The following is a 19,999-nucleotide window of genomic DNA, read 5'->3' on the forward strand; positions in this document are numbered from 1 at the left end:
AAGGACCAACTCGCCCTAGCCGCATGACCCGGACAACAACCTCACTCAAAAAGAAACGCACCCGCTGGTGGACGGACGACGCCATGTGCTCCCGTGTCCCTGACCATCTGTCGCGCGTTTCAGCGGTTGTCCGATCTGATTATTCCTGCTTCGCTGCACAACTGCCCGCGTCGCCCGTCCGAAGCCCTCCGAGCCCGTCCAAGGTCGTCCGAGCCCGTCCAAGCCGGGAGGGGTTCCGTCGGTTGCCGGACGGGTGCCGGGGGCCGGTCCGTCTGGCGTCCCCGGCGGTCGGGGAGCTGCCCGGCGGCGGTGGCGGCGAGGGCCACCGCGAATCCGGCCGTCTGCAGGGCGGTCAGGGTCTGTCCGAGTACCAGCCAGCCGAGTAGGGCGGCGGTCAACGGGCTGAGCGCGCCGAGCAGTGACACCTGCACCACCGGGAGCCGTTCCGCGCCCCGGAACCACAGCGCGTACGCGAGTGCGGTGCCGGCCAGGGCCAGCCACGCGTACCCGGCGAGGGCCGGGCCGGTCAGGGCCGGCGGCGGCCCCTCGACGGCCAGGGCCAGCGGGGCGAGCAGTACGCCGCCGGCAGTCAACTGCCAGCTGGTCACGGCGAGTACCCCGGCGCCGGGCGGGCGGCCCCAGAGCCGGGTCAGGACCAGCCCACCGGCCATCGATGCGCTCGCGGCGAGGCCGGCGGCCACGCCGACCGGGTCGAGACCGGCGCCGGGCTGGACGACGACCAGTGCGATTCCGGCAGGAGCGGCCAGCGCGGCACCGATCCGCCGGGTGCTCTGAGGCTGGTGCAGCAGCAGCGCGGTGAGGGCGGCGACCAGCAGCGGCTGGGCCGCGCCGAGGACGGCGGCCACCCCGCCCGGCAGCCGGTACGCGGAGAGGAACAGCAGCGGGAGGAACGCGCCGAAGTTGAGCAGTCCAAGCAGGGCGGACCGGCCCCACCAGCGACCCCGGGGACGGGTGCGGGTGACGGCGAGGAGCAGCAGGCCGGCCGGGAGGGCCCGCAGGGTGGCGGCGAGCAGGGGGCGCCCGGGCGGTAGCAGCTCGGTGGTGACCAGGTAGGTGCTGCCCCAGGCGATCGGGGCGGCGGCGGTCAGTGCGATATCGGCCGCCCGCCTCCCGCCGGGGAAGATGCGTAACGGGCTCATGGCCGCCTCCGATCAGGTTTTCTTGACGCTAATTAGCTTAGTGCTAAGCTAATTAGCGTCAAGAAGATCAGTGGTGATGCACAATACGGTGATGTCTCGCACCCAGGGCTCCGACGGCGATGCCGTGGACGTGATCGTCGAGCAGTGGCGCCGGGAACGCCCGGGGATGCACCCCGAACCGATGGCGGTCTTCGGCCGGATCTACCGGCTCGCCCGTCTGGTCGGCGACGCCCAGGAGCAGCTCTACCAGCGGTGGGGGATCGGCCGGGGCGAGTTCGACGTGCTGGCCACGCTGCGCCGCTCCGGCCCGCCGTACGCCCTGGCGCCGAAGGCGATGACCGGGGCGCTGATGCTCACCTCCGGAGGAATGACCGGCCGGCTGGACCGGCTGGAGCGGGCCGGACTGGTCCGCCGTGCCCCGGACCCGGACGACCGGCGCTCACTGCGGATCATCCTCACCGAGCAGGGCCGCCAGGTGGCGGAGGAGGCGGCCGACGCGGGTCTGACGGTCCAGCGGCAACTCCTCGACGCGCTCCCCGCCGCCGACCAGGCCCGGCTCGGCGACCTGCTCCGTACCCTGCTCGCCGCCGCCGAACCGCCCCACTGACCCGGCGTCCGCTGCCCGCCGAACCGCCTGCGGGCCCGGCGCCTGCGCCACGGCCCCCCGACCCGCGTAGACTGGCCGCCCGTGAGTCTCACCATCGGGATCGTCGGCCTGCCCAACGTCGGCAAGAGCACCCTCTTCAACGCCCTGACCAAGAACGACGTGCTCGCGGCGAACTACCCGTTCGCCACCATCGAGCCCAACGTCGGTGTGGTCGGGCTGCCGGACGAGCGGCTGGCCCAGCTCGCCGAGATCTTCGGCTCGCAGAAGGTCCTCCCCGCCCCGGTGTCGTTCGTCGACATCGCCGGGCTGGTCCGGGGCGCGTCCAAGGGGCAGGGCCGGGGCAACGCCTTCCTGGCCAACATCCGGGACGCCTCGGCGATCTGCCAGGTGGTCCGGGCCTTCTCCGACCCCAACGTCGTGCACGTCGACGGCAAGGTCTCCCCGGCCGACGACATCGAGACGATCAACACCGAGCTGATCCTCGCCGACCTGCAGACCCTGGAAAAGGCGCTGCCCCGGCTGGAGAAGGAGGCCAAGCTCCGCAAGGACCGGGCGGCTGCGGTCACCGCAGCCAAGAAGGCGGCCGAGCTGCTGGACAGCGGGACCACCCTCTACACGGGTGCGGCCAAGGCCGGCATCGAGCTGGCCGAGCTGCGTGAGCTGCACCTGCTCACCACCAAGCCCTTCCTCTACGTCTTCAACGTCGACGAGGCCGAGCTGAGCAATCCGGAGTTCCTCGACGAGCTGCGGCTGCTGGTCGCTCCCGCCGAGGCGGTCTTCATGGACGCCAAGGTCGAGTCCGAGCTGATCGAGCTGCCCGAGGAGGAGGCCCGCGAGCTGCTGGAGTCGATCGGGCAGCCGGAGCCGGGGCTCAACCAGCTCATCCGGGTCGGCTTCCGTACCCTCGGGCTCCAGACGTACCTGACCGCCGGGCCGAAGGAGACGCGGGCCTGGACCATCCCGGCCGGCGCGACCGCGCCGGAGGCCGCGGGGGTCATCCACTCCGACTTCCAGCGCGGCTTCATCAAGGCCGAGGTGGTCTCCTTCGACGACCTGGTCGCGGCCGGTTCGATGGCGGCGGCCAAGGCGGCGGGCAGGGTCCGCATCGAGGGCAAGGAGTACGTCATGCAGGACGGCGACGTGGTGGAGTTCCGCTTCAACGTGTAGTGACGTTCCGTTCAACCTCTGGCGGAGGCGGCGCTCCCGGCTCAGCTCCTGCGGCCGGGAAGCAGCCTGTCCAAGTCGAGTTTGATCGCGAACGGCGTGCTACTGCCCAGTTCGTGGCGGTGGATTCCGGTCGGTGCGTACGCCTGAGTCGGCCCGTCGAGCTCGTAGGCGTGAACGACAGGCGACCCGTCTTCGTCCTCGACCCGCCAGTAGTACGCGATACCAGCTTCCGCATACTTACGCAGCTTGACCGTCCGATCACGGTGCGCCGACTCCGGCGAGACCACCTCGACGACCAAAAGCACCTGGTCAGGCGTGTAAAACGTGCGGTCCGGATCATAAGGCGCCGTTGTGGCGAGAAGGTCTGGTTCGGGACGGTTCCGTTCGTCGAGCCGGATCGTCATCTCCCGCTCGACCTCGATGCCTGCCGGTGCCTGTTCCGTGAGGGAGAGCACCAACGCGGTGACGAGCCGAGCATGCCAGGATCGCTGGGGTGACATCATGAAGACGAGTGCTCCATCGATCAGCTCCGTGTGACGCGGCGCTTCGGGAAGGTGGTCGAGGTCGTCGGCGTACCACCCCTCAAGGCGGGGCGGGCGCATCCACTCGGGCACCGCGGTCATGCTGTCACCGTAGCATTCCGTAACGGCGGTCTGGCTTGCCGCGCTCAGCCGTCTGATGTTGCACGCTGGCGGAATCTGGTGGAGTTTCGCTTCAACGTCCGAAAAGCGATCCCGCAGCCCTGTCCTGGCAGGATCGGTTCATGCGTGGACGGATCGAGGGCGCGAATTCATCACGAAGGGCTCGGCGCGACTACTGGGGCGTGGTGCTGGACGCACCCGACGCTGCGGCTTTGGCACGCTTCTATACCGAGTTGCTCGGCTGGGAAACGACAAAAGAGGAGCCGGACTGGGTCACGGTCGCGCCACCCGATGGTGTCGCATATCTGGGATTCCAGCGTGCCGTTGGGTACGTACCGCCGGCCTGGCCGCCGGTCGAGGGCCGGCAGCAGATGATGGCGCATCTCGACTTCGAGGTCACCGACCTTGACGCAGCCGTGTGCCATGCCCTCGAACTCGGCGCGCGGGAAGCCGGACACCAGCCGCAGGACGATGTCCGGGTCATGCTGGATCCGGCCGGTCACCCCTTCTGCCTCTACCTGGGCGCCTGACCATGGGCTGACGACAGGCGCCGACCCGGGTGGTCAGCCAAAGCCGTTGCGTTCGAGCCAGAAGTGGAGCAGCGGTCGGTCACCGAGCACCTCCACGGTCGCCTCGTCGACCGGGCGTCGGCCGTAGACGACCAGCAGTAGTTCGGTGAGGGGACCGCGTACCGCCACGGCGGCCTTCTCGTGGGCCCGCCGCCAGGCGAGGCGGTCGCCGGTCAGGTCGACCAGCCACTCCGCCCCCGCGTCCGGCGCGGTATCGGTGGCGTGGAAATGCAGGGTACGCCCGGGACCGAGTAGTTCACGCCGCTCGGGATGGAAGTCGAACATCTGCGGTAGCGAGCCCAGCTCCATCCACTCGTCCAGCGCGTCCACGGCGACATCGGGCTCGACGGTGAATTCCGCGCCGAGCGCGAGGATCGCGTCGGCCCGGTGGATCAGCGTCTCGTGCGCGAAGCGGCGCGCCCAGAACGTCGACGTCCCGTCTGGTACCGGAGTCCATGCCGCGTCGGAACCCGGGCCGGCGGCGCGCAGCGTCCCCGCGAGCTGCCCGGCGCCCTCGACCAGCCAGGGTCCGAGCTTCACCGGATCCTCGGCGCAGTACCCGGACAGGTCGCGGAAGTCGTCGTCGGGGAGCGGGCCGGTGGCCCGGGTGCGGACGATCTCCTCGACCCAGCGGTGGCCGCCACCGAGGTGCCGGACCAGTTGACCCACGTTCCACCCCGGACAGGAGGCCACGGCGGTGGTCAGATCCGCGTCCCGGATGCCGGCGGCCAGCAGGTCGCTCTGATTGCCGATCTCCGCGCAGTACCGTTCGTAACTCAGTTCTGTCATGGCGTCACGCTAGACTGCCCCACCGACAGGAGAAGGTAGGCGGCCGGGTGCGCCGTTCCTAGAACACCCGGGTGACCTGCTCAGCGACGATCCGGGACTCGACCGCTCCGGGGTCGAGGTTGGCGCAGAGCACCACCGAGGCACCGACGGAGAGCGGCGCCAGCAGCCACTTGACCGGATGCTCGTGCTCGGCCGCGTCGACCAGTACCCGGTCGCCCGCCCGCAGGTCGCGCTGCGCGGCGATCTCCTCCGCCAGGCTGCCCCACTGCTGGTAACTGGTGCCGTCCGGGGTCGCCGGATCCGTGGGCCGGACCAACGCGTACGCCGGCAGGTCGGCCGGATACTGCCGTACCTCGGTCAGCCAGTCCCGGTAACCGGCCGGTACCTCGGCCAGCGGCGCGGCGGCCGGAGCCAGGCCGAGCACGAAGCGGTGCCGTGCCGCAGGTACGTCTTCGAGCCAGTCGTCCAGCCGTTCGGGCGTGACGAAGGTGGCGTCGAACGGTTCGTCGGCGCCCGGCCCGACCTCGGCCAGGCCGGCGGTCGCCGTGAGGCGGAAGGAGACCGCCACCCCGGCCGACCAGGCACCCAGCAGCACGGCGGCGGTCTGCCAGTGCGGCGGCAACAGCACGGCCGCCCGACTACCGACACCCAGCCCACAACCGTCACGCAGCAACCCGGCGGCGCGCGCCGCCCACCGGCCCAGTTCGGTCGCGGTCAGTTCGGTCCGCTCACCGGTCGCGTCGTCGTAGTAGGTGAGCAGCGGCCGTTCGGCCTCCGTGACCCCACCACCGACATTCCCGGGTACCCCGACAACAGCACTTTCGTTCATCCGGCACTCCCCAACTTTCGTCGTTTGAACGCCGAGAATGATGTGACTCTCACTTGGCGCCTTGGTCCGCTGCCTCGATGGCGGCCTCGACCCTGTCGAGATAATTGAACCACCACTCACCTTGTTTGTTGGGATGAGAAGCGAGGAGGTTCCCCGCGATTATGAAGGCGAGGATGAAGATACTGTCGCCGGGAAGGCGGTCGGCCAAGGGTTGGCCAGCGAACACTGCTTCGATGAACGCCGCCACCTCGGATGACTGCACCGACGACCATTCTTCCAGGTCTGCTACCTCGTCAGCTAGCACCTTTATCTCGTCACTTGATGGCCGGTAGCCGAAGGCATCAACGACTGTGTAAGTGATTACTGCGATGAGAAGTTCAAGAGCTGCCAGTCGCGCGGTATCCTCAGGAAAGGTGGCGAAAGTCCTGTCCAGTTCGTTGGGGTTGCGCTTGACCACCCAGTGCAGCGCATCTCTGACACGCTGCTCAACTTCGTCGTCGATTATCATCCTGAGCTCTCCGATCCCTTTTCTTTTCTTTCCAAGCCTTGAATGCGCCGACTGTAGCGACCCCGGCCAGAAGCACTCCAGCGATGGTCTTGGGTAGTGCCGGGAGGAACTCGGCGACGCTTGCCCAGGCTGTTGCTGCGGCCGAACCTCCGACCGCGATCGCCTCCGGGCTGATCCGATCTCGCCGGCTGGGTGCCGGGGATTCTTCGTCCTGCTCGTTCCGGGCGTTTCGGCGGGAAGTCGAGCCGGGCATCGTCGGTCGAGTTCCTGTGGGCGACGCGTGGATTTCACCGCCGCCGGGCTGTCGTGGGACCGCTGGCCGGAGCGTAACGGGTGGTCGGCGGGTTGCGCTGCCACCACCCGCGCCTAGTTTCCCAGGGCTTGGACCTTGGCGATCGTCTCCTGTATTCCATGCTGGGCCGGAGCCACCGACCCGGCAGCCTGGGTCATGCTGGCGCGGACGCTGTCGAGCACGCCGACCAGTTGGCCGGAGGCGCCCTCCAGGGCGCCGGCCACGAGGGTCCGCGCCTCGTTGGCGTCCTGGGCCGCCGCTGCCGCCTTTGCCTGCGCTTCGGTCAGCTTCTGCCCGGCCGCAGCCAGCCGGGCGATCATCTCAGCCGCGCTCGCCATCGTCTCCCCAAGTGTGAATGGCTGTCGTGGCCTGGCGCTGCAACGCCGGGCCACAGTGGAGACTACGAGACGCACACCACGTTCCGCGACCATGCTGCTACGCGGGGACGGGTGGTGTCGGGTTCCCATCACCTTTGTTGCCAGGGCCTGGAGAGCGATCGGCGCCAGGGCGGCGGACGCCCTCATCTGCCCTTGATCGTTTGCAGCTCAGCTGTCCTTTGATCGGCGTGTCACCCCGCTCAACGACAAACGATCAAGAACGTCCCGGTCACGGCTGATGCCGCGATCCAGAGCTGCCCTGGTCAGCGATCTGCCACGAAGACACCGAGCCCGTGAACGCCCTGGACCCATCCCTGGGTCTGAAGCACCAGGATCGCCTGCCGGACCACGGTGGTGGAGACGCCGTGCTGCTGTTTGAGCTGCACGGTGGAGGGGAGCTTGTCGCCGGGCGACAGCTCTCCTGACTCGATCTGTGCGCGGATGTGGTCCGCGAGCTGTTCCCACTTGGGTTTGACGGGCATGTGGCTGCTCCCAGGTCTGCAGCCCTATTCGATCACAACCACGCTCTACACGACAAGCAATGACTAGTCGTGCTTGCTTTCTGCGACTAGTCGTGTAAAGCTCCCGGTTGCCAGCTCCCAGGTCTGCAAACCCGGAGCCGGTTGTCCCACCCGCACCATGCCCGGCCGACCAGCCTCCCCCTGGTCGGCCGGGCGCTCCGGTCGATGTGGCCGCCAGCGCGTACCCGCCCGACCGGAGCCACGAACCGGAGGAAGAAGACCGACAGACGGAGGCACCCCGTGAACCGGACCCCCGACCGGACCCCCGACTTTCCGTCCCGCCAGGACCTGGACGACGCCGACGACATCCTCTTCGCCCACCCGCCACGCCAGGTGACCCGCTGGGTCTGCGACTGCGGCGAGGACTACCCGTGCAACGAGGTGCGCTTCGCTCTCCTGATCAAGAAGGCCGCCGCATGACCGGCCTACCGGCAACCGACTATCACGAACTCGCCGGCCGACGGGTCGCCGAGGCACGCGGGACGCTCGCCGAGCACGTCGTCTCGACGTACACCGGGTTGTGTCTGGGTTGTGGGCGGCCCGGTCCCTGCGACGACCTGCGCGCGGCGCTCGACGATCTCGCCCGCTACGGCCCGCCGGCCGCCGGCGAGGAGCCGAATCCGACCACCGTCGCGCTCGCCGCCGTCCGGGACGGTCTGGACGAGCTTCGCACCACCTGCGCGAGCATCGTCACCGCCACCGACCGGGCCGGCTCAGTGCTGCACGGCACCAACCAAGCCGGCAACCAGCCGGCCAGCTTCCCGCGGGCCATCGTCGACGCCTGGGCCGCGCTGGGTGCGGTGTACGCCGGGCTGGACGCCGCCCGCCAGCTCCCCGAAGCACCGTCGGGGAACATCGGGATGATGCTGGCCGGGCTGCGGGCCGCCCGGGACGACGCAGACCGGGCCGCCGCGCTGGCCACCGGCGTCCGGCTCCGGCTCACCGTCGCGGTCGACCGGCTGACGCGTACCGGATCGCCGGCCGGACTGGTCGCGGCCCGGCGGCTCGGCGCGGCGATCGCCCGGTTGGACCTGGTCACCGCGCGGCTGGCGGTCGGCGGTCGCGCGCTGGACCGGTACGCCGCCGTGCTCGGGCATGCCGGCAGCCCAGGGTGCCCGGCGCTACCGACGCCGTTGCCGCCGGTCGGGTCGACCACCGACATCAGGGCCGGGGCGTTCGCGGCGGGCCGGCTGGTCGCCGCCGCGCGGCGCCGTCGGCAGTTTGACTTCTGGTCCCGGGTACGACACCAGCTGTGCATGGAGGCACGCCGATGAAACAGCCCAGCGTGGCGCTGACCGACCTGCTCACCGGACAGTTGCGCGCCCACCACCGGCGGCTGCGGGCCTTCGGTGACCAGGACTGGCAACGTTACGGCGACCTGCTCCACGGGGTTTTCCTGCTGGCCGTCCAGCGCCGGTTCACCGCTGGGGTGGACCGGGCGGCCATCATCCGGTTCGTGGCCAGTGTCCGGGAGCGGTACGACCGGAGCGGGTACGACATCGAGCCGGGGCTGGCCGAGGAACTCGTCCGGGCTGCGCTGGACGACCGGGAGCCGGTGCCGGTCACCGCGTCCGCTGTCGCCGCCCGCACCCTGCTCGTCGTGGGTCTGCTCGAAGACGAGGGGATGCCCGAGGCGGAGCTGGTCGAGTTCCTGGACGCGGCGACCGCCGCCACCGGCCGGTCGACCGGTACGGCGGCGGGGCCGCCCGGTACGGCGGCGGGGCCGCCCGGTACGGCGGCCGGACCGGCCGGGGACCCGGCGGGTGAGGGTTGACCGCCGGTCAGGGCAGCGGGCGACCCAGTGTGGTCAGCTCCTCGTCGAGCAGCCGGGTGACCAGGTCGTACCTCGGCCGGTCCGCCTCCCCGGTCATCCCACGGCTGGGCATCTCGACCGTCATCAGCAGGTACAGGTGCATCCGGTAGAGCGCCAGCCGGCGGCGGGCCGCCGCGTCCAGCCACGGCGGCAGGTCGGCCCCGCCGGTGTAACCGGTCAGGAACGGGTGCTGCGGATCGTCCTCGATCCGGCCGAACAGGGCCGGCGAGACCAGGTCGAACAGGGGATCACCGAACAGGTACCGCTCGCCGTCGACCAGGCCGGTCAGCCGCACCGTACCGTCGGCCTCGGGGCGGGCCAGCACGTTGCCGTCCCAGAGGTCGAAGTGCACCAGCGCGGGCCGGGTGACCAGGTCCAGGATGCCGGCGTGCCGCTGGACCAGTTCCCTGATCCGCTCCGTTGACGCGGGCAGCTCGACAGTCCACCGGACCCCGTCGTCGAGCAACTCGTCGACCATCGCGGTGAACGCCTGCGTCCAGCCTGAACCGTGCGCCCGCAGTCCGGGGTAGCCGAACCGGGGGCCGGTGACGGTGTGCAGCCGGGCGACGAGCGCGCCGAGCTGCCGGCGTACCGGTGCGTCGTCGAGGGCCGGGTGCCTCCGGTGCCACTCCGCCAGCGGGGTACCGGGCAGGAAGGCGGTGAAGAGCCAGTCCCCGTCCAGGACGCTGCGGTCGGTGCCGTGGTGCAGCACGGTCGGGACCGGTACTCCGGGCAACCGGGTCGCGACCAGCCGGTAGTACGCCGCCTCGGCGGCGATCAGGTCCCGCTCGTACGCCAACAGTGGCACGTCGGGCGGTGGGGAGACCTTGAGGACGGTCTGCCGACCGTCGGCGAGGCGTACCCGCCAGACGGCGGCGAAACCGCCACCGGGCAGCTCGGCGCACTCGATCACGGTGGTGGACGGGCCGAACGAGGCCCGGGCGAGCCGGATGACGTCAGCCGGGCCGAGCCGGCGGGTGGTGGGACTCGACACCGGGCGGCTCAGGAGATGTGGTGGAGGATCACGTTGTGCACGTGGTGGCTCTTGTGGTCGCCCCGGAACTCCACCTCGTAGGTGTGCGTACCGACGTGGATGGCGATCGCCCCGGTGGAGAAGAACGAACCGCCCCAGGACTTGTTGCTCACCACGCTGACACTGCTGATCTTCGAGTACGGGATGCTGGTGATCGCGAACTTCTTCCCGACGAAGGACCGGTCCTGGATGATCACCCGCCGGTCGGTCAGCCCGATGAACCCGGTACCGGTGCCGATGGCGTCGTAGACGGCGATGATCTGCTCGCCGGGGAGCAGGCCGCTCTGGATCTGCTGGAACTGTTCCCGGCGGTCGTACGTCGCGTTGGCCATGCCCCCACGCTAGGCAGGCCGCGCCAATCCGCCCGGCGTCACGCGGACGGGTCGGTGACCACCCGGTACGCGTCCTCGATGCGCGCCGCGAGGAGCACCTCACCCTCGCTGAGCGCCTCGCCGTCCCGGCGCCCCACCTTGATCTGGGTGTGCCCGGCGAGCCGTCGGACCTCGGGCCGCAGTCGGAGCGCGTCAGCCACCACCTGGATCCGCTCGGTCAGGGCGGCGTGCTGCGCATCGTCCAACTGGAGGGTGCGTCGGATCTGCTGGCCGTCCCGGATCCACCCGGTGAGCAGCGTGAGCGCGTCGGTAAGGTAGTCGCCCTTCGGGCGACCGCTCCACAGCGCTCGTATCACCGTGCCTCCCAGGCGTCGTCGCCGGCTTGTGGCCAAATCGTCGCCATCCCGTGTCTTGATCGGTGCTTCCAGTCTCTAGTCATACGGCCGGTGTGTCCACGGCCACATTTCCCAGTCTTGTTGTCCTAGCGGACGACTCCGGTACCCGAACCGCCGATTGATCTGGCACGCTGGACGCCCGTGCGGGCCGGACAGCTTGACGGGAGCGGGTGATCACGGTGACCGAGGGTGTCGGACAGCGTACGCGGAAGGTGATCGTGGGGGCGGCCATCATCTCCGCCGGCCGGGTGCTCGCCTGTGCCCGCTCCGCTCCGCCAGAGGTGGCCGGGATGTGGGAGTTCCCCGGTGGCAAGGTCGAGCCGGGTGAGACCGAGCAGGCCGCACTGGTCCGCGAGTGCGCCGAGGAACTGGCCGTACGCGTCGAGATCGGCGCCCGGGTCGGCCGGGACGTCCGGATGGCCCACGGTCGCTCGGTGCTGCGGGTGTACACCGCCCGGCTCCTCGGCACCGACCGGCCGCAGCCGTTGGAGCACGCGGAACTGCGGTGGCTCACCGCCGAGGAACTGGACACGGTCATCTGGTTACCCGCCGACACGCCGATCGTCACCGCCCTGCGCCCGTTGCTCGCCACCGGAACGGTCTGACCCACCGGAACGGTCTGACCCACCGGAGCGGGCCGACCCTGCGGCAGGGACCGCAGAGCCGGGCCGAAACGGCACGGGGGCCGCCGGCAACTGCCGCGGCCCCCGTGCTGACTGTCCGGTTCAGTGCTTCGTCTCGTCCTGCTCCGGGTGGGCGTAGTTGAGATGCTCCGCCGGCATCGGGAACGTCACGTCGTCACCGAACGGCGACGGCGCGGCCGGCCGGTCGAAGGTGAGCTCGGTCAGCGGCAGCCTGCCGTGCTCGTCCACCGGCGGGGCGGTCGGCTTCGGTACCTGACGGTGCCAGTTCACCCCGTGCTGCGCCTCGACCTCCGCGTGCGGATCATGCGACCCACCCGCGTGCGAGTGCACCCCGCCCTTGGCCTGCGCGTGCACGGCACCGAGGACGCTGGTCTCACCGTGCCCAACGGTCTCGGTGAGAGGCCGTCGGAAGATCTTGCTACCCAACCACACCAGGGGATCGTACCTGCGGTCGACGACGCGTTCCTTCATCGGGATGATCGCGTTGTCGGTGATCTTGATGTGCTCGGGGCAGACCTCGGTGCAGCACTTGGTGATGTTGCAGAATCCGAGGCCCTGTTCCGACTGCGCGTACTCCTTGCGGTCGGTCTTGGCGTCCAGCGGGTGCATGTCCAGTTCGGCGGCCCGGATGAAGTACCGCGGCCCGGCGAAGGCGTGCTTGTTCTCCTCGTGGTCACGCACCACGTGGCAGGTGTTCTGGCACAGGAAGCACTCGATGCACTTGCGGAACTCCTGCGAGCGCTCCACGTCGACCTGCTGCATCCGGTACTCGCCCGGGGCCAGGTCGGCCGGCGGCGCGAACGCCGGGGTCTCCCGGGCCTTCTCGTAGTTGAACGAGACGTCGGTGACCAGGTCCCGGATGATCGGGAAGGTCCGCAGCGGGGTGACCGTGACCGTCTCGTTCTCCTCGAACGTCGACATCCGGGTCATACAGCCCAGCTTGGGCATCCCGTTGATCTCCATCGAGCAGGAACCGCACTTGCCGGCCTTGCAGTTCCACCGGCAGGCCAGGTCCGGCGCGTCGGTGGCCTGGAGCCGGTGGATCACGTCGAGGACCACCTCGCCCTCGTTGACCTCGACCTGGTAGTCCTGCAGCTCACCGCCGGACTCGTCGCCCCGCCAGACGCGGAAGTGGCGCTTGCCTCCCATTACTTACCCGCCTCCTCAGCGTCCGCGGCGAGGGCGTCGAAGTCGGCGAGCTCCTCGTCGGTCAGGTACTTGGCCAGCTCCGTCCGGTCGAAGAGCCGGATCAGCTCCGCGCGCATCTTCGGTAGCGGCTTGTGGGTCAGCTTCACCTGGTCGCCGTCGAGGGCGCAGACCAGGTTGACCTGGCGCCACTTCGACGACATCGTCGGGAAGTCCTCCCGGGTGTGCCCACCCCGGGACTCCGCCCGCTCCAGGGCGGCCTTGGCGGTGCACTCCGAGACCACCAGCATGTTGCGCAGGTCGAGCGCGAGGTGCCAGCCCGGGTTGTACCGGCGGCCACCCGAGGCACTGACCTTGGTCACCCGCTCGCGCAGCTCGGCGAGGCGGACCAGGGCGCTCTCCAGCTCCTCCCGGCGCCGGATGATGCCGACCAGGTCGCCCATCACGGCCTGGAGATCCTGCTGGAGGGTGTACGGGCTCTCCCCGGTGTCCCGCTGCAACGGGGCGAGCGCGGCGTCCACCGCAGCCTCCACGTCGGTGGTGGACACCTTCGGCCGGGTGGTCAGCTGCTCGGCGTACGTGGCCGCGTGGCCACCCGCCCGCCTGCCGAAGACCAGCAGGTCGGAGAGGGAGTTGCCGCCGAGCCGGTTGGAGCCGTGCATGCCACCGGAGACCTCACCGGCGGCGAAGAGCCCTTGCACGGTGCCGTACGCGGCCCCGCTGTCCGGGTCGACCTCGACGCCACCCATCACGTAGTGGCAGGTCGGCCCGACCTCCATCGGCTCCTTGGTGATGTCGACGTCGGCCAGTTCCTTGAACTGGTGGTACATCGACGGCAGGCGGCGACGGATCTCCTCGGCGGGCAGCCGGCTGGCGATGTCGAGGTAGACACCGCCGGCCTTGGTACCCCGGCCGGCCTTGACCTCGCTGTTGATCGCCCGGGCGACCTCGTCGCGGGGAAGCAGCTCCGGTGGACGCCGGTTGTTGTCCGGGTCCTTGTACCAGCGGTCCGCCTCCTCCTCGGTCTCCGCGTACTGCTTGCGGAAGACGTCGGGGACGTAGTCGAACATGAACCGCTTGCCCTCGGAGTTCTTCAGGATGCCACCGTCACCCCGGACACTCTCGGTGACCAGGATGCCCTTGACCGACGGCGGCCAGACCATGCCGGTCGGGTGGAACTGGAGGAACTCCATGTTGATCAGCGTCGCGCCGGCCCGCAGCGCGAGCGCGTGGCCGTCCCCGGTGTACTCCCAGGAGTTCGAGGTGACCTTGTAGGAACGGCCGACCCCACCGGTGGCCAGTACCACGGCCGGCGCCTCGAAGAGGACGAACTCGCCGGACTCCCGGTAGTAGCCGAACGCACCGGCGACCCGGTCCCCGTCGAGCAGCAGCTCGGTGATGGTGGTCTCGGCGAAGACCTTGATCCGCGCGTCGTACGAGCCGAACTCCTGCTTGTCCTCCTGCTGGAGGGAGACGATCTTCTGCTGGAGGGTGCGGATCAGCTCCAGGCCGGTCCGGTCGCCGACGTGCGCCAGGCGCGGGTACTCGTGGCCACCGAAGTTGCGCTGCGAGATCTTCCCGTCCTTGGTGCGGTCGAAGAGCGCCCCGTAGGTCTCCAGCTCCCAGATCCGCTGCGGCGACTCCTTCGCGTGCAGCTCGGCCATCCGGAAGTTGTTGAGGAACTTTCCGCCGCGCATGGTGTCCCGGAAGTGGACCTGCCAGTTGTCCCGGCTGTTCACGTTCCCCATGGCGGCTGCTGCGCCGCCCTCGGCCATCACGGTGTGTGCCTTGCCGAAGAGCGACTTCGAGATGATCGCGGTCTTCTTGCCGGCCAGCCGGGCCTCGATCGCCGCCCGCAGGCCGGCACCGCCGGCCCCGATGACGACGACGTCGTAGTGGTGTCGTTCGATTCGCGTAGTCATGTCCAGGGGGCCCTTTAGTTGATGAACCGCAGGTCGGGGATCCACTCGGCGGCGACCGCCATGACGTAGAAGTCGGTCAGCGCGAGGGTGCCGAGGGTGATCCAGGCCAGCTGCATGTGCCGGACGTTCAGCACGGAGATGAAGGTCCAGGCCCGGTACCGCACCGGGTGCTTGGAGAAGTGCTTCAGCCGGCCGCCGATGATGTGCCGGCAGGAGTGGCAGGAGATGGTGTACGCCCAGAGCATGACCACGTTGCCGAGCAGGATGATGTTGCCCAGCCCGAAGCCGAAGCCCTTGGGGCTGTGGAAGGCGAGGATCGCGTCCCAGGTGTTGATCAGCGAGATGATGGCGGCGGCGTAGAAGAAGTAGCGGTGCAGGTTCTGGCCGAGCAGCGGGAAGCGGGTCTCACCGCTGTAGGTCTGGTGCCCGTCCGGCACGGCACAGGCCGGCGGCGACAGCCAGAACGACCGGTAGTACGCCTTGCGGTAGTAGTAGCAGGTGAGCCGGAACAGCAGCAGGAACGGCAGGGTCAGCGCGGCGTCCGGGATGATCCACCAGCCGGGCAGGAACCGCCCGAAGTGGGAGGCCTCCTCGACGCAGCGGTCCGTGACACAGGGGGAGTAGAACGGGGTCAGGTAGTGATACGCGTCGACCCAGTACCACTTGTGCATGAAGACCCGGACGGTGGCGTACGCGACCCAGGCACCGAGCCCGACCACCGTGATCAGTGGAGCGAGCCACCAGCGGTCGGTACGCAACGTCTTCGCCGCGATGGCGGCGCGCGGTCGCGCCTGCCCCGGCTTGAGGGTCGGCGTCGTGGCCGACTTAGTAGTCATTCCAATGTCTCCCTGACGGGGCCCGGTCTGGCTGACGGGCACGGATGGTGGTCCGGCCGGGCGCGCGGCCGGAAACGGACCCGCAGCCGCGTCCCCTGCGCGCTCCGATACCGCGCCGGAGCCTTCCGGCGCAGTTCGCGGTGCACACGTTACGCCGCACGTCGAGGGCGTTACGCGCAAGGGAGTGTCGCGTGTGTCCCGCCGGCTAGGAAAGTGTCGGCACCGGATCAGTGCCGGGATGTTAAGAACTTCACTTTGCTGACCGGTGTCCGGGCAGCTCCGGCCCGTTTCTGCACGCGTCATGTCGACTGGGCGGGCAGGTTGTCACGCTGCGTGATATCGGCTGGTTGTCACGCTCCGTGTCCCTGGGTGCGCGGCTGCTGGGCGCCCCTTCTCTCCTTTGCTCTGCTTCAACGACGGCTACACCGGCAGTGACCAGCGGTTATCAGTGGAAACGTGAACGGCGGGCGTCAGGGCCTGTGACGCTGAGTGCCTGTTTCCTTGATTGAAGCAGAGCAAAGCGGCGCGTGTAGGCGGGCGGCCTGCCAACCGTCATGACAATCCGTCACCCGTCACCCGTCACCCCGTCGGTCCTGGATGCCCGGGTGGGGAGGGTGGCCCGTCCGGTCAGCCCGAGGCGCCGCCGGTGAAGTTCCAGGCGGCGAGGTGCAGCGCGGGAGCCGACCACCGCACGGTGTCCCACCGGGCGGGCTGGCGTACCGCACGACGACCGGTGCCGAGGACCGCACCGGGGGCGAGTGCCCTCGGGTACGACTGGGTGAACCGGAGATCCCGGACCGCCCGGGTCACCACACCGTCCTCGACCAGCCACACTCCGTTGCGGGTCAGCCCGGTGATCACCAGACTCTTCGGGTCCAGCACCCGGGTGTACCAGAGGTCGGTCACCAGCAGCCCCCGCTCCATCCCGGCCACCAGGGCCGCGGTGTCCGGATCGGTGGGCGCCGCCGGACCGGGGGTCGGCTCCACGGCAGCCGCGTCCGGCGGTCCGGCCGGGAGAAGACAGAGGTGGTGCGGCACCGGGCCGGAGGTGGCCGAGTCCCCGGTGGCGTGCCCGGTGGACTCCGCTTTTGCGGTCGACGCGGTACGCCGGTCATGGGTCACCGCCCGGGTCACGCCCTCGTCGACCAGGACGAGCCGGCGGCGCGCGGTGCCCTCGGTGTCGAACGGCCACTCCGGCCCGGCCAGCGGATCGTCGACCAGGGTCACCTTCGGGTCGAACTGGGCGGCACCCAGCGCCGCGAAGGATCGCCGCTCGATGTACGACCTGCCGTTGAAACCCCAGGTGGAGAAGTTCTGGAGCAGGTCGGCGACCGCTTCCGGCTCCAGCACCACCTGGTACGCCGCTGGCGGCAGCTCGACCGGGTCGGTGCCGGCACGGGCCTTCGCCGCGGCGCGCGCACCGAGCGTCGCGCCGTCCAGGTCGGCGAGCCGGTCGGCGGCCAACCGGGCCATCCCGTCCACCCCGCCCGCCCGGGCGATCCCGTCCATCGCGGCCTCGGCCGCCCGTCCGGTCGCCGTCTGGCCCGCCGTGTTGGCGAACGCCCCGACCCGGTGGGTGGTACGGCAGAAGCCCGCCGCCTCCAGCCCGCCGGCCGCGTGCACGAAGGCACGTACCCGTGCCGCCCGCTCGTCCGGGCCCGCGTGCGCGGTGGCGGCGTCCCAGTCGGCTGCGTCCGGAATGCTCGTCGGTGCGGTCAGGCCTGGCCAGGCCGGGTCCGGTGGGCAGAGTCGGCTGGCGGCGATGGTGCGCTCGACCAGCGCCCGCAGGCCGTCCCCGGTAACCACGGTGCTGCCCCCGGCGGCGGTACGCCCCTCCCGGTGCAGCCGTAGCCGGACGGCGGTGGTCACCGAGCTGACGTTCTGGTGGATGGCCGAGTTGGCGAAGCGGGTGAGGGCCAGTTCGCCGCGTTCGGCCACCACCTCCGCCTCGGTGCCCGGTCCGGCTAGCCGGCGGACCAGTTCGACCACCTGCCCGGCGAGGTCCAGTTCGGTGCTCACCCGTGCCGCCTTTCGTTCGCGGCTGCGGGGCTCACTCGCTGCGCTCGTGCACTCCTCGCGCTCACCCGTGTACCCCCACCCGTACTCCTTGAAAGCGGGCCGGCGCGGCCGGATGGCCGGTGTGGCCGATCTGCCCCGGCTGGCCCTTGCCGCAGTTCGGGGTACCCCAGGAGACCGTCTCCGAGGAGAGCATGTCCATCGAGCGCCAGAAGAGCGGACCGATCCCGGTGTAGGTGGGGTTCCGCAGCATCCGTCCGCGTCGGCCGTTGCGCACCTCCCAGCCGATCTCGCAGCCGAACTGGAAGTTCAGCCGTTTGTCGTCGATCGACCAGGACCGGTTGACGTCCATCAGTACCCCGTCGTCGGTGGCCGCGATGATCTCGTCCAGGGTGTGCGGCCCCGGTTCCAGGCCGACGTTGGTCATCCGGACCATCGGCAGCCGGGACCAGCCGTCGGCGCGTACGCTGCCGGCGTAGTCCAGGCCGGCCACGGCGGCCGAGTCCCGGCCGGCCAGTACCCCGACCCAGCGTCCCTCGCGCACCGCGTCCCGTTTCGCCGCCGGGGTGCCCTCGTCGTCGAAGCCGAAGCTGCCCAGGGCGCCCGGGATGGTCGGGTCGATGGTGACGTTCATCAGCTCGGAGCCGTACCGCAGCGAGCCGAGCTGGGTCAGGTCCAGCCAGGACGTGCCGGCGAAGGCGGCCTCCCAGCCGAGGATGCGGTCCAGCTCGATGGCGTGCCCGACCGACTCGTGGATCTGCAGGGCGAGCTGCTCGCTGCCGAGGATGAGAGTGGTCTCGCCGGCCGGGCAGAGCGGCGCGGTGAGCAGGGCCCGGGCCTCGTCGGCCATCCGGGCGGCGTGTGCGGCCAGGTCGAGCGAGTCGACCAGTTCCCAGCCGGAGGTGCCGTACTGCCCCCGGTAGCTCGGCCAGGACCGGCGCTGGGTCTCCCCGTCGCCGATCGCGGTGGCGGAGATGCCGGCACCGCACTCCCGGATCCGCTGGTCGATCCGGTGCCCCTCGCTGGAGACGAACCACTTGGCGGTGTCCCAGATCTGGTAGAGCCCCTCGGCCAGGTCCGCCCCGTGCGCGACCATCGTTCGGGTCGCGTCGACCAGCAGGTCACCCTTGTCGCTCAACGGGACGGCGAGCGGGTCGACGGCACACTCCGAGGCCCAGGACGCGGTCACCGCGTGCGCCGGGACCAGGTCGACGTCGGGGCCGGCCACCCGGGCGCTGGCCCGGGCGGTCTCGGTGGCCCGCCGACCGGCCGCGCGGGCGGCGGCGTCGGAGAGATCGGGTACGGCGTGGAAGCCCCAGCTCGACCCGACCAGTGCCCGGACCCCCAGCCCCAGGGTCTCGTCCTGGGCCAGTTCCTCGATCTCGCCGTTGCGGGCGGACATCGACTCGTACCGGCGGTGCATCACCCGCGCGTCGGCGTACCGCGCCCCGGCGTCGAGGGCGGCCTGCACGGCTGCGGTCGCCGCGTCGAACTCGGTCATGGGGCGACCCTATGCGAGCCGTCCCGCTCCGGGGAGGGGGAAATTGATCAGGGGAGCAGGTCCTCGGGGCGGATCGCGACCGACACCGGCTCGGTGAGCTCCAGGACCCCGCCCACCTCCGTCTTCGAGTGCAGCCGGTAGTTCGCGCCGGAGCGGCGGTGCAGATGCAGGTTGCCGGTGTCCTGCTCGACCAGGAGATACCAGTCGATGCCGGCGGCGGCGTAGTAGTGCATCTTGAGCACCTTGTCGGTGGCCGCGTTGCCGGGGGAGATGATCTCGCAGACCAGCCGGACCGAGGCCGCCTCGACGATCGGCTCGTCGAAGTCGATCTCCCCGACGACCACCAGGTCGGGGATGGGGATCCGCCCCGGAAAGAGCCGGACGTTCACCGCTTCGAGCAGTTCCAGGCCGGACTGCACCGCCGCGGCTTCCAGAAGGTTGCCGAGCCGGCGCGAGATCCGCTGGTGGCGGGGGGTGGGGGCAGGGGTCATGTGGAGGCTCCCGTCGAAGAGTTCGACGCGTTGCCGCGTCTCGTCGAGCGCGAGGTACTCCTCTTCCGTCCACGGTCCGTCGTGGCCGAACACCGCCACGGTCATCGTCACCTCCGCGTCGTCCTGCCGGGCTCAACGGGCAGCCGTTGCCTCATCGTCGCACGTACGGTGCGTCGACCGGGGCGTTGCCGTGCGATGCGGAGGCAGGCTTGAATGTGTCGGGGTGCGGGTCGGGTCGGGCGATACCGACTCGTTACGCCACCGGCCGCTGACAGACCCCGTTTGTGTAGCTTATTTTCACCCTCTGAGTTCTGCTGTAGGTTCCTTTCGTCGCATCCCGCCCCGGCGGGTCCGGTGTGACCAGGGGACCTCCGGGTGGGGCGGACACGAGGGAGGCGGTCGTGGGCAAG

At 70.1% G+C, this 19,999-nt stretch carries 23 protein-coding genes; 7 read left to right on the plus strand and 16 right to left on the minus strand.

The features are described 5' to 3' along the window. Window positions 1-119: 119 nt before the first annotated feature. A complete protein-coding gene (locus V6U90_RS06500; protein ID WP_334432084.1) occupies window positions 120-1,160 on the minus strand; it encodes an EamA family transporter in 1,041 nt (346 codons plus the stop codon). A gap of 91 nt (window positions 1,161-1,251) precedes the next feature. Between V6U90_RS06500 and V6U90_RS06505 the strand changes: the two genes are divergently transcribed. Both V6U90_RS06505 and ychF read left to right on the plus strand, forming a co-directional pair. Beyond that, entirely contained in the window at window positions 1,252-1,767 is a 516-nt protein-coding gene (locus V6U90_RS06505) for a MarR family winged helix-turn-helix transcriptional regulator (RefSeq protein WP_334432086.1), read from the plus strand. 81 nt (window positions 1,768-1,848) lie between these two features. Then, window positions 1,849-2,934 (plus strand): redox-regulated ATPase YchF, encoded by a 1,086-nt coding sequence (ychF, locus tag V6U90_RS06510; protein ID WP_334432088.1) that lies wholly within the window; start codon window positions 1,849-1,851, stop codon window positions 2,932-2,934. 41 nt (window positions 2,935-2,975) lie between these two features. On the opposite strand, the gene V6U90_RS06515 is transcribed toward ychF, so the two are convergent. Continuing rightward, window positions 2,976-3,557, minus strand: coding sequence for a Uma2 family endonuclease (locus tag V6U90_RS06515; protein ID WP_334432090.1), 582 nt, complete (start codon window positions 3,555-3,557; stop codon window positions 2,976-2,978). A 140-nt stretch (window positions 3,558-3,697) separates the two neighbouring features. Here V6U90_RS06515 and V6U90_RS06520 point away from each other — a divergent pair, with 140 nt between their 5' ends. After that, the gene (locus V6U90_RS06520; RefSeq protein ID WP_334432092.1) at window positions 3,698-4,105 is read left to right on the plus strand and encodes a VOC family protein; all 408 of its coding nucleotides are present in this window, start codon (window positions 3,698-3,700) and stop codon (window positions 4,103-4,105) included. Between the two features lie 33 nt (window positions 4,106-4,138). Here V6U90_RS06520 and V6U90_RS06525 read toward each other — a convergent pair whose 3' ends face one another. The 5 genes from V6U90_RS06525 to V6U90_RS06545 all read right to left on the minus strand — a co-directional run bounded on the left by V6U90_RS06525 (window position 4,139) and on the right by V6U90_RS06545 (window position 7,421). Beyond that, entirely contained in the window at window positions 4,139-4,933 is a 795-nt protein-coding gene (locus tag V6U90_RS06525) for a maleylpyruvate isomerase family mycothiol-dependent enzyme (RefSeq protein ID WP_334432095.1), read from the minus strand. 58 nt (window positions 4,934-4,991) lie between these two features. After that, window positions 4,992-5,762, minus strand: a complete 771-nt coding sequence (locus V6U90_RS06530) for a TIGR03089 family protein (RefSeq protein ID WP_334432098.1) — start codon at window positions 5,760-5,762, stop codon at window positions 4,992-4,994. Window positions 5,763-5,811: 49 nt separating this feature from the next. Then, entirely contained in the window at window positions 5,812-6,270 is a 459-nt protein-coding gene (locus V6U90_RS06535; RefSeq protein ID WP_334432101.1) for a hypothetical protein, read from the minus strand. A gap of 366 nt (window positions 6,271-6,636) precedes the next feature. After that, entirely contained in the window at window positions 6,637-6,900 is a 264-nt protein-coding gene (locus V6U90_RS06540; RefSeq protein ID WP_334432104.1) for a DUF6244 family protein, read from the minus strand. Between the two features lie 302 nt (window positions 6,901-7,202). After that, window positions 7,203-7,421: a winged helix-turn-helix domain-containing protein gene (locus V6U90_RS06545; protein WP_334432107.1), complete on the minus strand. Its 219-nt coding sequence runs from the start codon at window positions 7,419-7,421 to the stop codon at window positions 7,203-7,205. Window positions 7,422-7,700: 279 nt separating this feature from the next. On the opposite strand from V6U90_RS06545, the gene V6U90_RS06550 reads away from it, so the two are divergent. From V6U90_RS06550 to V6U90_RS06560, 3 genes are read left to right on the plus strand one after another with little or no spacing between them, the layout of a single operon-like run. After that, window positions 7,701-7,880 (plus strand): hypothetical protein, encoded by a 180-nt coding sequence (locus tag V6U90_RS06550; RefSeq protein ID WP_334432109.1) that lies wholly within the window; start codon window positions 7,701-7,703, stop codon window positions 7,878-7,880. Then, window positions 7,877-8,734 (plus strand): hypothetical protein, encoded by an 858-nt coding sequence (locus tag V6U90_RS06555; protein WP_334432111.1) that lies wholly within the window; start codon window positions 7,877-7,879, stop codon window positions 8,732-8,734. The genes V6U90_RS06550 and V6U90_RS06555 overlap by 4 nt, the downstream gene beginning before the upstream one ends. Beyond that, the gene (locus V6U90_RS06560) at window positions 8,731-9,234 is read left to right on the plus strand and encodes a hypothetical protein (protein ID WP_334432114.1); all 504 of its coding nucleotides are present in this window, start codon (window positions 8,731-8,733) and stop codon (window positions 9,232-9,234) included. The genes V6U90_RS06555 and V6U90_RS06560 overlap by 4 nt, the downstream gene beginning before the upstream one ends. A 7-nt stretch (window positions 9,235-9,241) precedes the next feature. On the opposite strand, the gene V6U90_RS06565 is transcribed toward V6U90_RS06560, so the two are convergent. From V6U90_RS06565 to V6U90_RS06575, 3 genes are read right to left on the minus strand one after another with little or no spacing between them, the layout of a single operon-like run. Beyond that, window positions 9,242-10,267 (minus strand): phosphotransferase family protein, encoded by a 1,026-nt coding sequence (locus tag V6U90_RS06565; RefSeq protein ID WP_334432115.1) that lies wholly within the window; start codon window positions 10,265-10,267, stop codon window positions 9,242-9,244. Window positions 10,268-10,275: 8 nt separating this feature from the next. Beyond that, window positions 10,276-10,638: a PH domain-containing protein gene (locus V6U90_RS06570; RefSeq protein ID WP_208814354.1), complete on the minus strand. Its 363-nt coding sequence runs from the start codon at window positions 10,636-10,638 to the stop codon at window positions 10,276-10,278. Between the two features lie 38 nt (window positions 10,639-10,676). Beyond that, window positions 10,677-10,991: a pterin dehydratase gene (locus tag V6U90_RS06575; protein ID WP_334432470.1), complete on the minus strand. Its 315-nt coding sequence runs from the start codon at window positions 10,989-10,991 to the stop codon at window positions 10,677-10,679. Window positions 10,992-11,245: 254 nt separating this feature from the next. Between V6U90_RS06575 and V6U90_RS06580 the strand changes: the two genes are divergently transcribed. Next, entirely contained in the window at window positions 11,246-11,638 is a 393-nt protein-coding gene (locus tag V6U90_RS06580; RefSeq protein ID WP_334432472.1) for a (deoxy)nucleoside triphosphate pyrophosphohydrolase, read from the plus strand. 120 nt (window positions 11,639-11,758) lie between these two features. Here the strand turns inward: V6U90_RS06580 and V6U90_RS06585 are convergent, their stop codons facing one another. The 6 genes from V6U90_RS06585 to V6U90_RS06610 all read right to left on the minus strand — a co-directional run bounded on the left by V6U90_RS06585 (window position 11,759) and on the right by V6U90_RS06610 (window position 19,694). Then, window positions 11,759-12,826: a succinate dehydrogenase/fumarate reductase iron-sulfur subunit gene (locus tag V6U90_RS06585; RefSeq protein ID WP_334432119.1), complete on the minus strand. Its 1,068-nt coding sequence runs from the start codon at window positions 12,824-12,826 to the stop codon at window positions 11,759-11,761. Then, window positions 12,826-14,751, minus strand: a complete 1,926-nt coding sequence (locus V6U90_RS06590) for a fumarate reductase/succinate dehydrogenase flavoprotein subunit (protein WP_334432474.1) — start codon at window positions 14,749-14,751, stop codon at window positions 12,826-12,828. The genes V6U90_RS06585 and V6U90_RS06590 overlap by 1 nt, the downstream gene beginning before the upstream one ends. Window positions 14,752-14,759: 8 nt before the next feature. Next, a complete protein-coding gene (locus tag V6U90_RS06595) occupies window positions 14,760-15,581 on the minus strand; it encodes a hypothetical protein (protein WP_334432121.1) in 822 nt (273 codons plus the stop codon). Between the two features lie 627 nt (window positions 15,582-16,208). Next, window positions 16,209-17,600: a TldD/PmbA family protein gene (locus V6U90_RS06600; protein WP_334432123.1), complete on the minus strand. Its 1,392-nt coding sequence runs from the start codon at window positions 17,598-17,600 to the stop codon at window positions 16,209-16,211. 61 nt (window positions 17,601-17,661) lie between these two features. Beyond that, window positions 17,662-19,098 (minus strand): TldD/PmbA family protein, encoded by a 1,437-nt coding sequence (locus tag V6U90_RS06605; RefSeq protein ID WP_334432125.1) that lies wholly within the window; start codon window positions 19,096-19,098, stop codon window positions 17,662-17,664. Between the two features lie 47 nt (window positions 19,099-19,145). Next, window positions 19,146-19,694 carry a Uma2 family endonuclease gene (locus V6U90_RS06610; protein WP_334432127.1) on the minus strand — a complete coding sequence of 183 codons (549 nt, stop codon included), beginning with the start codon at window positions 19,692-19,694 and terminating at the stop codon, window positions 19,146-19,148. Between the last annotated feature and the right edge of the window lie 305 nt (window positions 19,695-19,999).

The organism is Micromonospora sp. CPCC 206060, from assembly GCF_036906895.1.
GTDB lineage: Bacteria > Actinomycetota > Actinomycetes > Mycobacteriales > Micromonosporaceae > Micromonospora.

Coding starts and splice junctions, on each gene's coding strand:
- V6U90_RS06500 (WP_334432084.1), bottom strand. CDS start 1,160: ATGAGCCCGTTACGCATCTTCCCCGGCGGGAGGCGGGCGGCCGATATC.
- V6U90_RS06505 (WP_334432086.1), top strand. CDS start 1,252: ATGTCTCGCACCCAGGGCTCCGACGGCGATGCCGTGGACGTGATCGTC.
- V6U90_RS06515 (WP_334432090.1), bottom strand. CDS start 3,557: ATGACCGCGGTGCCCGAGTGGATGCGCCCGCCCCGCCTTGAGGGGTGG.
- V6U90_RS06520 (WP_334432092.1), top strand. CDS start 3,698: ATGCGTGGACGGATCGAGGGCGCGAATTCATCACGAAGGGCTCGGCGC.
- V6U90_RS06525 (WP_334432095.1), bottom strand. CDS start 4,933: ATGACAGAACTGAGTTACGAACGGTACTGCGCGGAGATCGGCAATCAG.
- V6U90_RS06530 (WP_334432098.1), bottom strand. CDS start 5,762: ATGAACGAAAGTGCTGTTGTCGGGGTACCCGGGAATGTCGGTGGTGGG.
- V6U90_RS06535 (WP_334432101.1), bottom strand. CDS start 6,270: ATGATAATCGACGACGAAGTTGAGCAGCGTGTCAGAGATGCGCTGCAC.
- V6U90_RS06540 (WP_334432104.1), bottom strand. CDS start 6,900: ATGGCGAGCGCGGCTGAGATGATCGCCCGGCTGGCTGCGGCCGGGCAG.
- V6U90_RS06545 (WP_334432107.1), bottom strand. CDS start 7,421: ATGCCCGTCAAACCCAAGTGGGAACAGCTCGCGGACCACATCCGCGCA.
- V6U90_RS06555 (WP_334432111.1), top strand. CDS start 7,877: ATGACCGGCCTACCGGCAACCGACTATCACGAACTCGCCGGCCGACGG.
- V6U90_RS06560 (WP_334432114.1), top strand. CDS start 8,731: ATGAAACAGCCCAGCGTGGCGCTGACCGACCTGCTCACCGGACAGTTG.
- V6U90_RS06570 (WP_208814354.1), bottom strand. CDS start 10,638: ATGGCCAACGCGACGTACGACCGCCGGGAACAGTTCCAGCAGATCCAG.
- V6U90_RS06585 (WP_334432119.1), bottom strand. CDS start 12,826: ATGGGAGGCAAGCGCCACTTCCGCGTCTGGCGGGGCGACGAGTCCGGC.
- V6U90_RS06595 (WP_334432121.1), bottom strand. CDS start 15,581: ATGACTACTAAGTCGGCCACGACGCCGACCCTCAAGCCGGGGCAGGCG.
- V6U90_RS06605 (WP_334432125.1), bottom strand. CDS start 19,098: ATGACCGAGTTCGACGCGGCGACCGCAGCCGTGCAGGCCGCCCTCGAC.
- V6U90_RS06610 (WP_334432127.1), bottom strand. CDS start 19,694: ATGACCGTGGCGGTGTTCGGCCACGACGGACCGTGGACGGAAGAGGAG.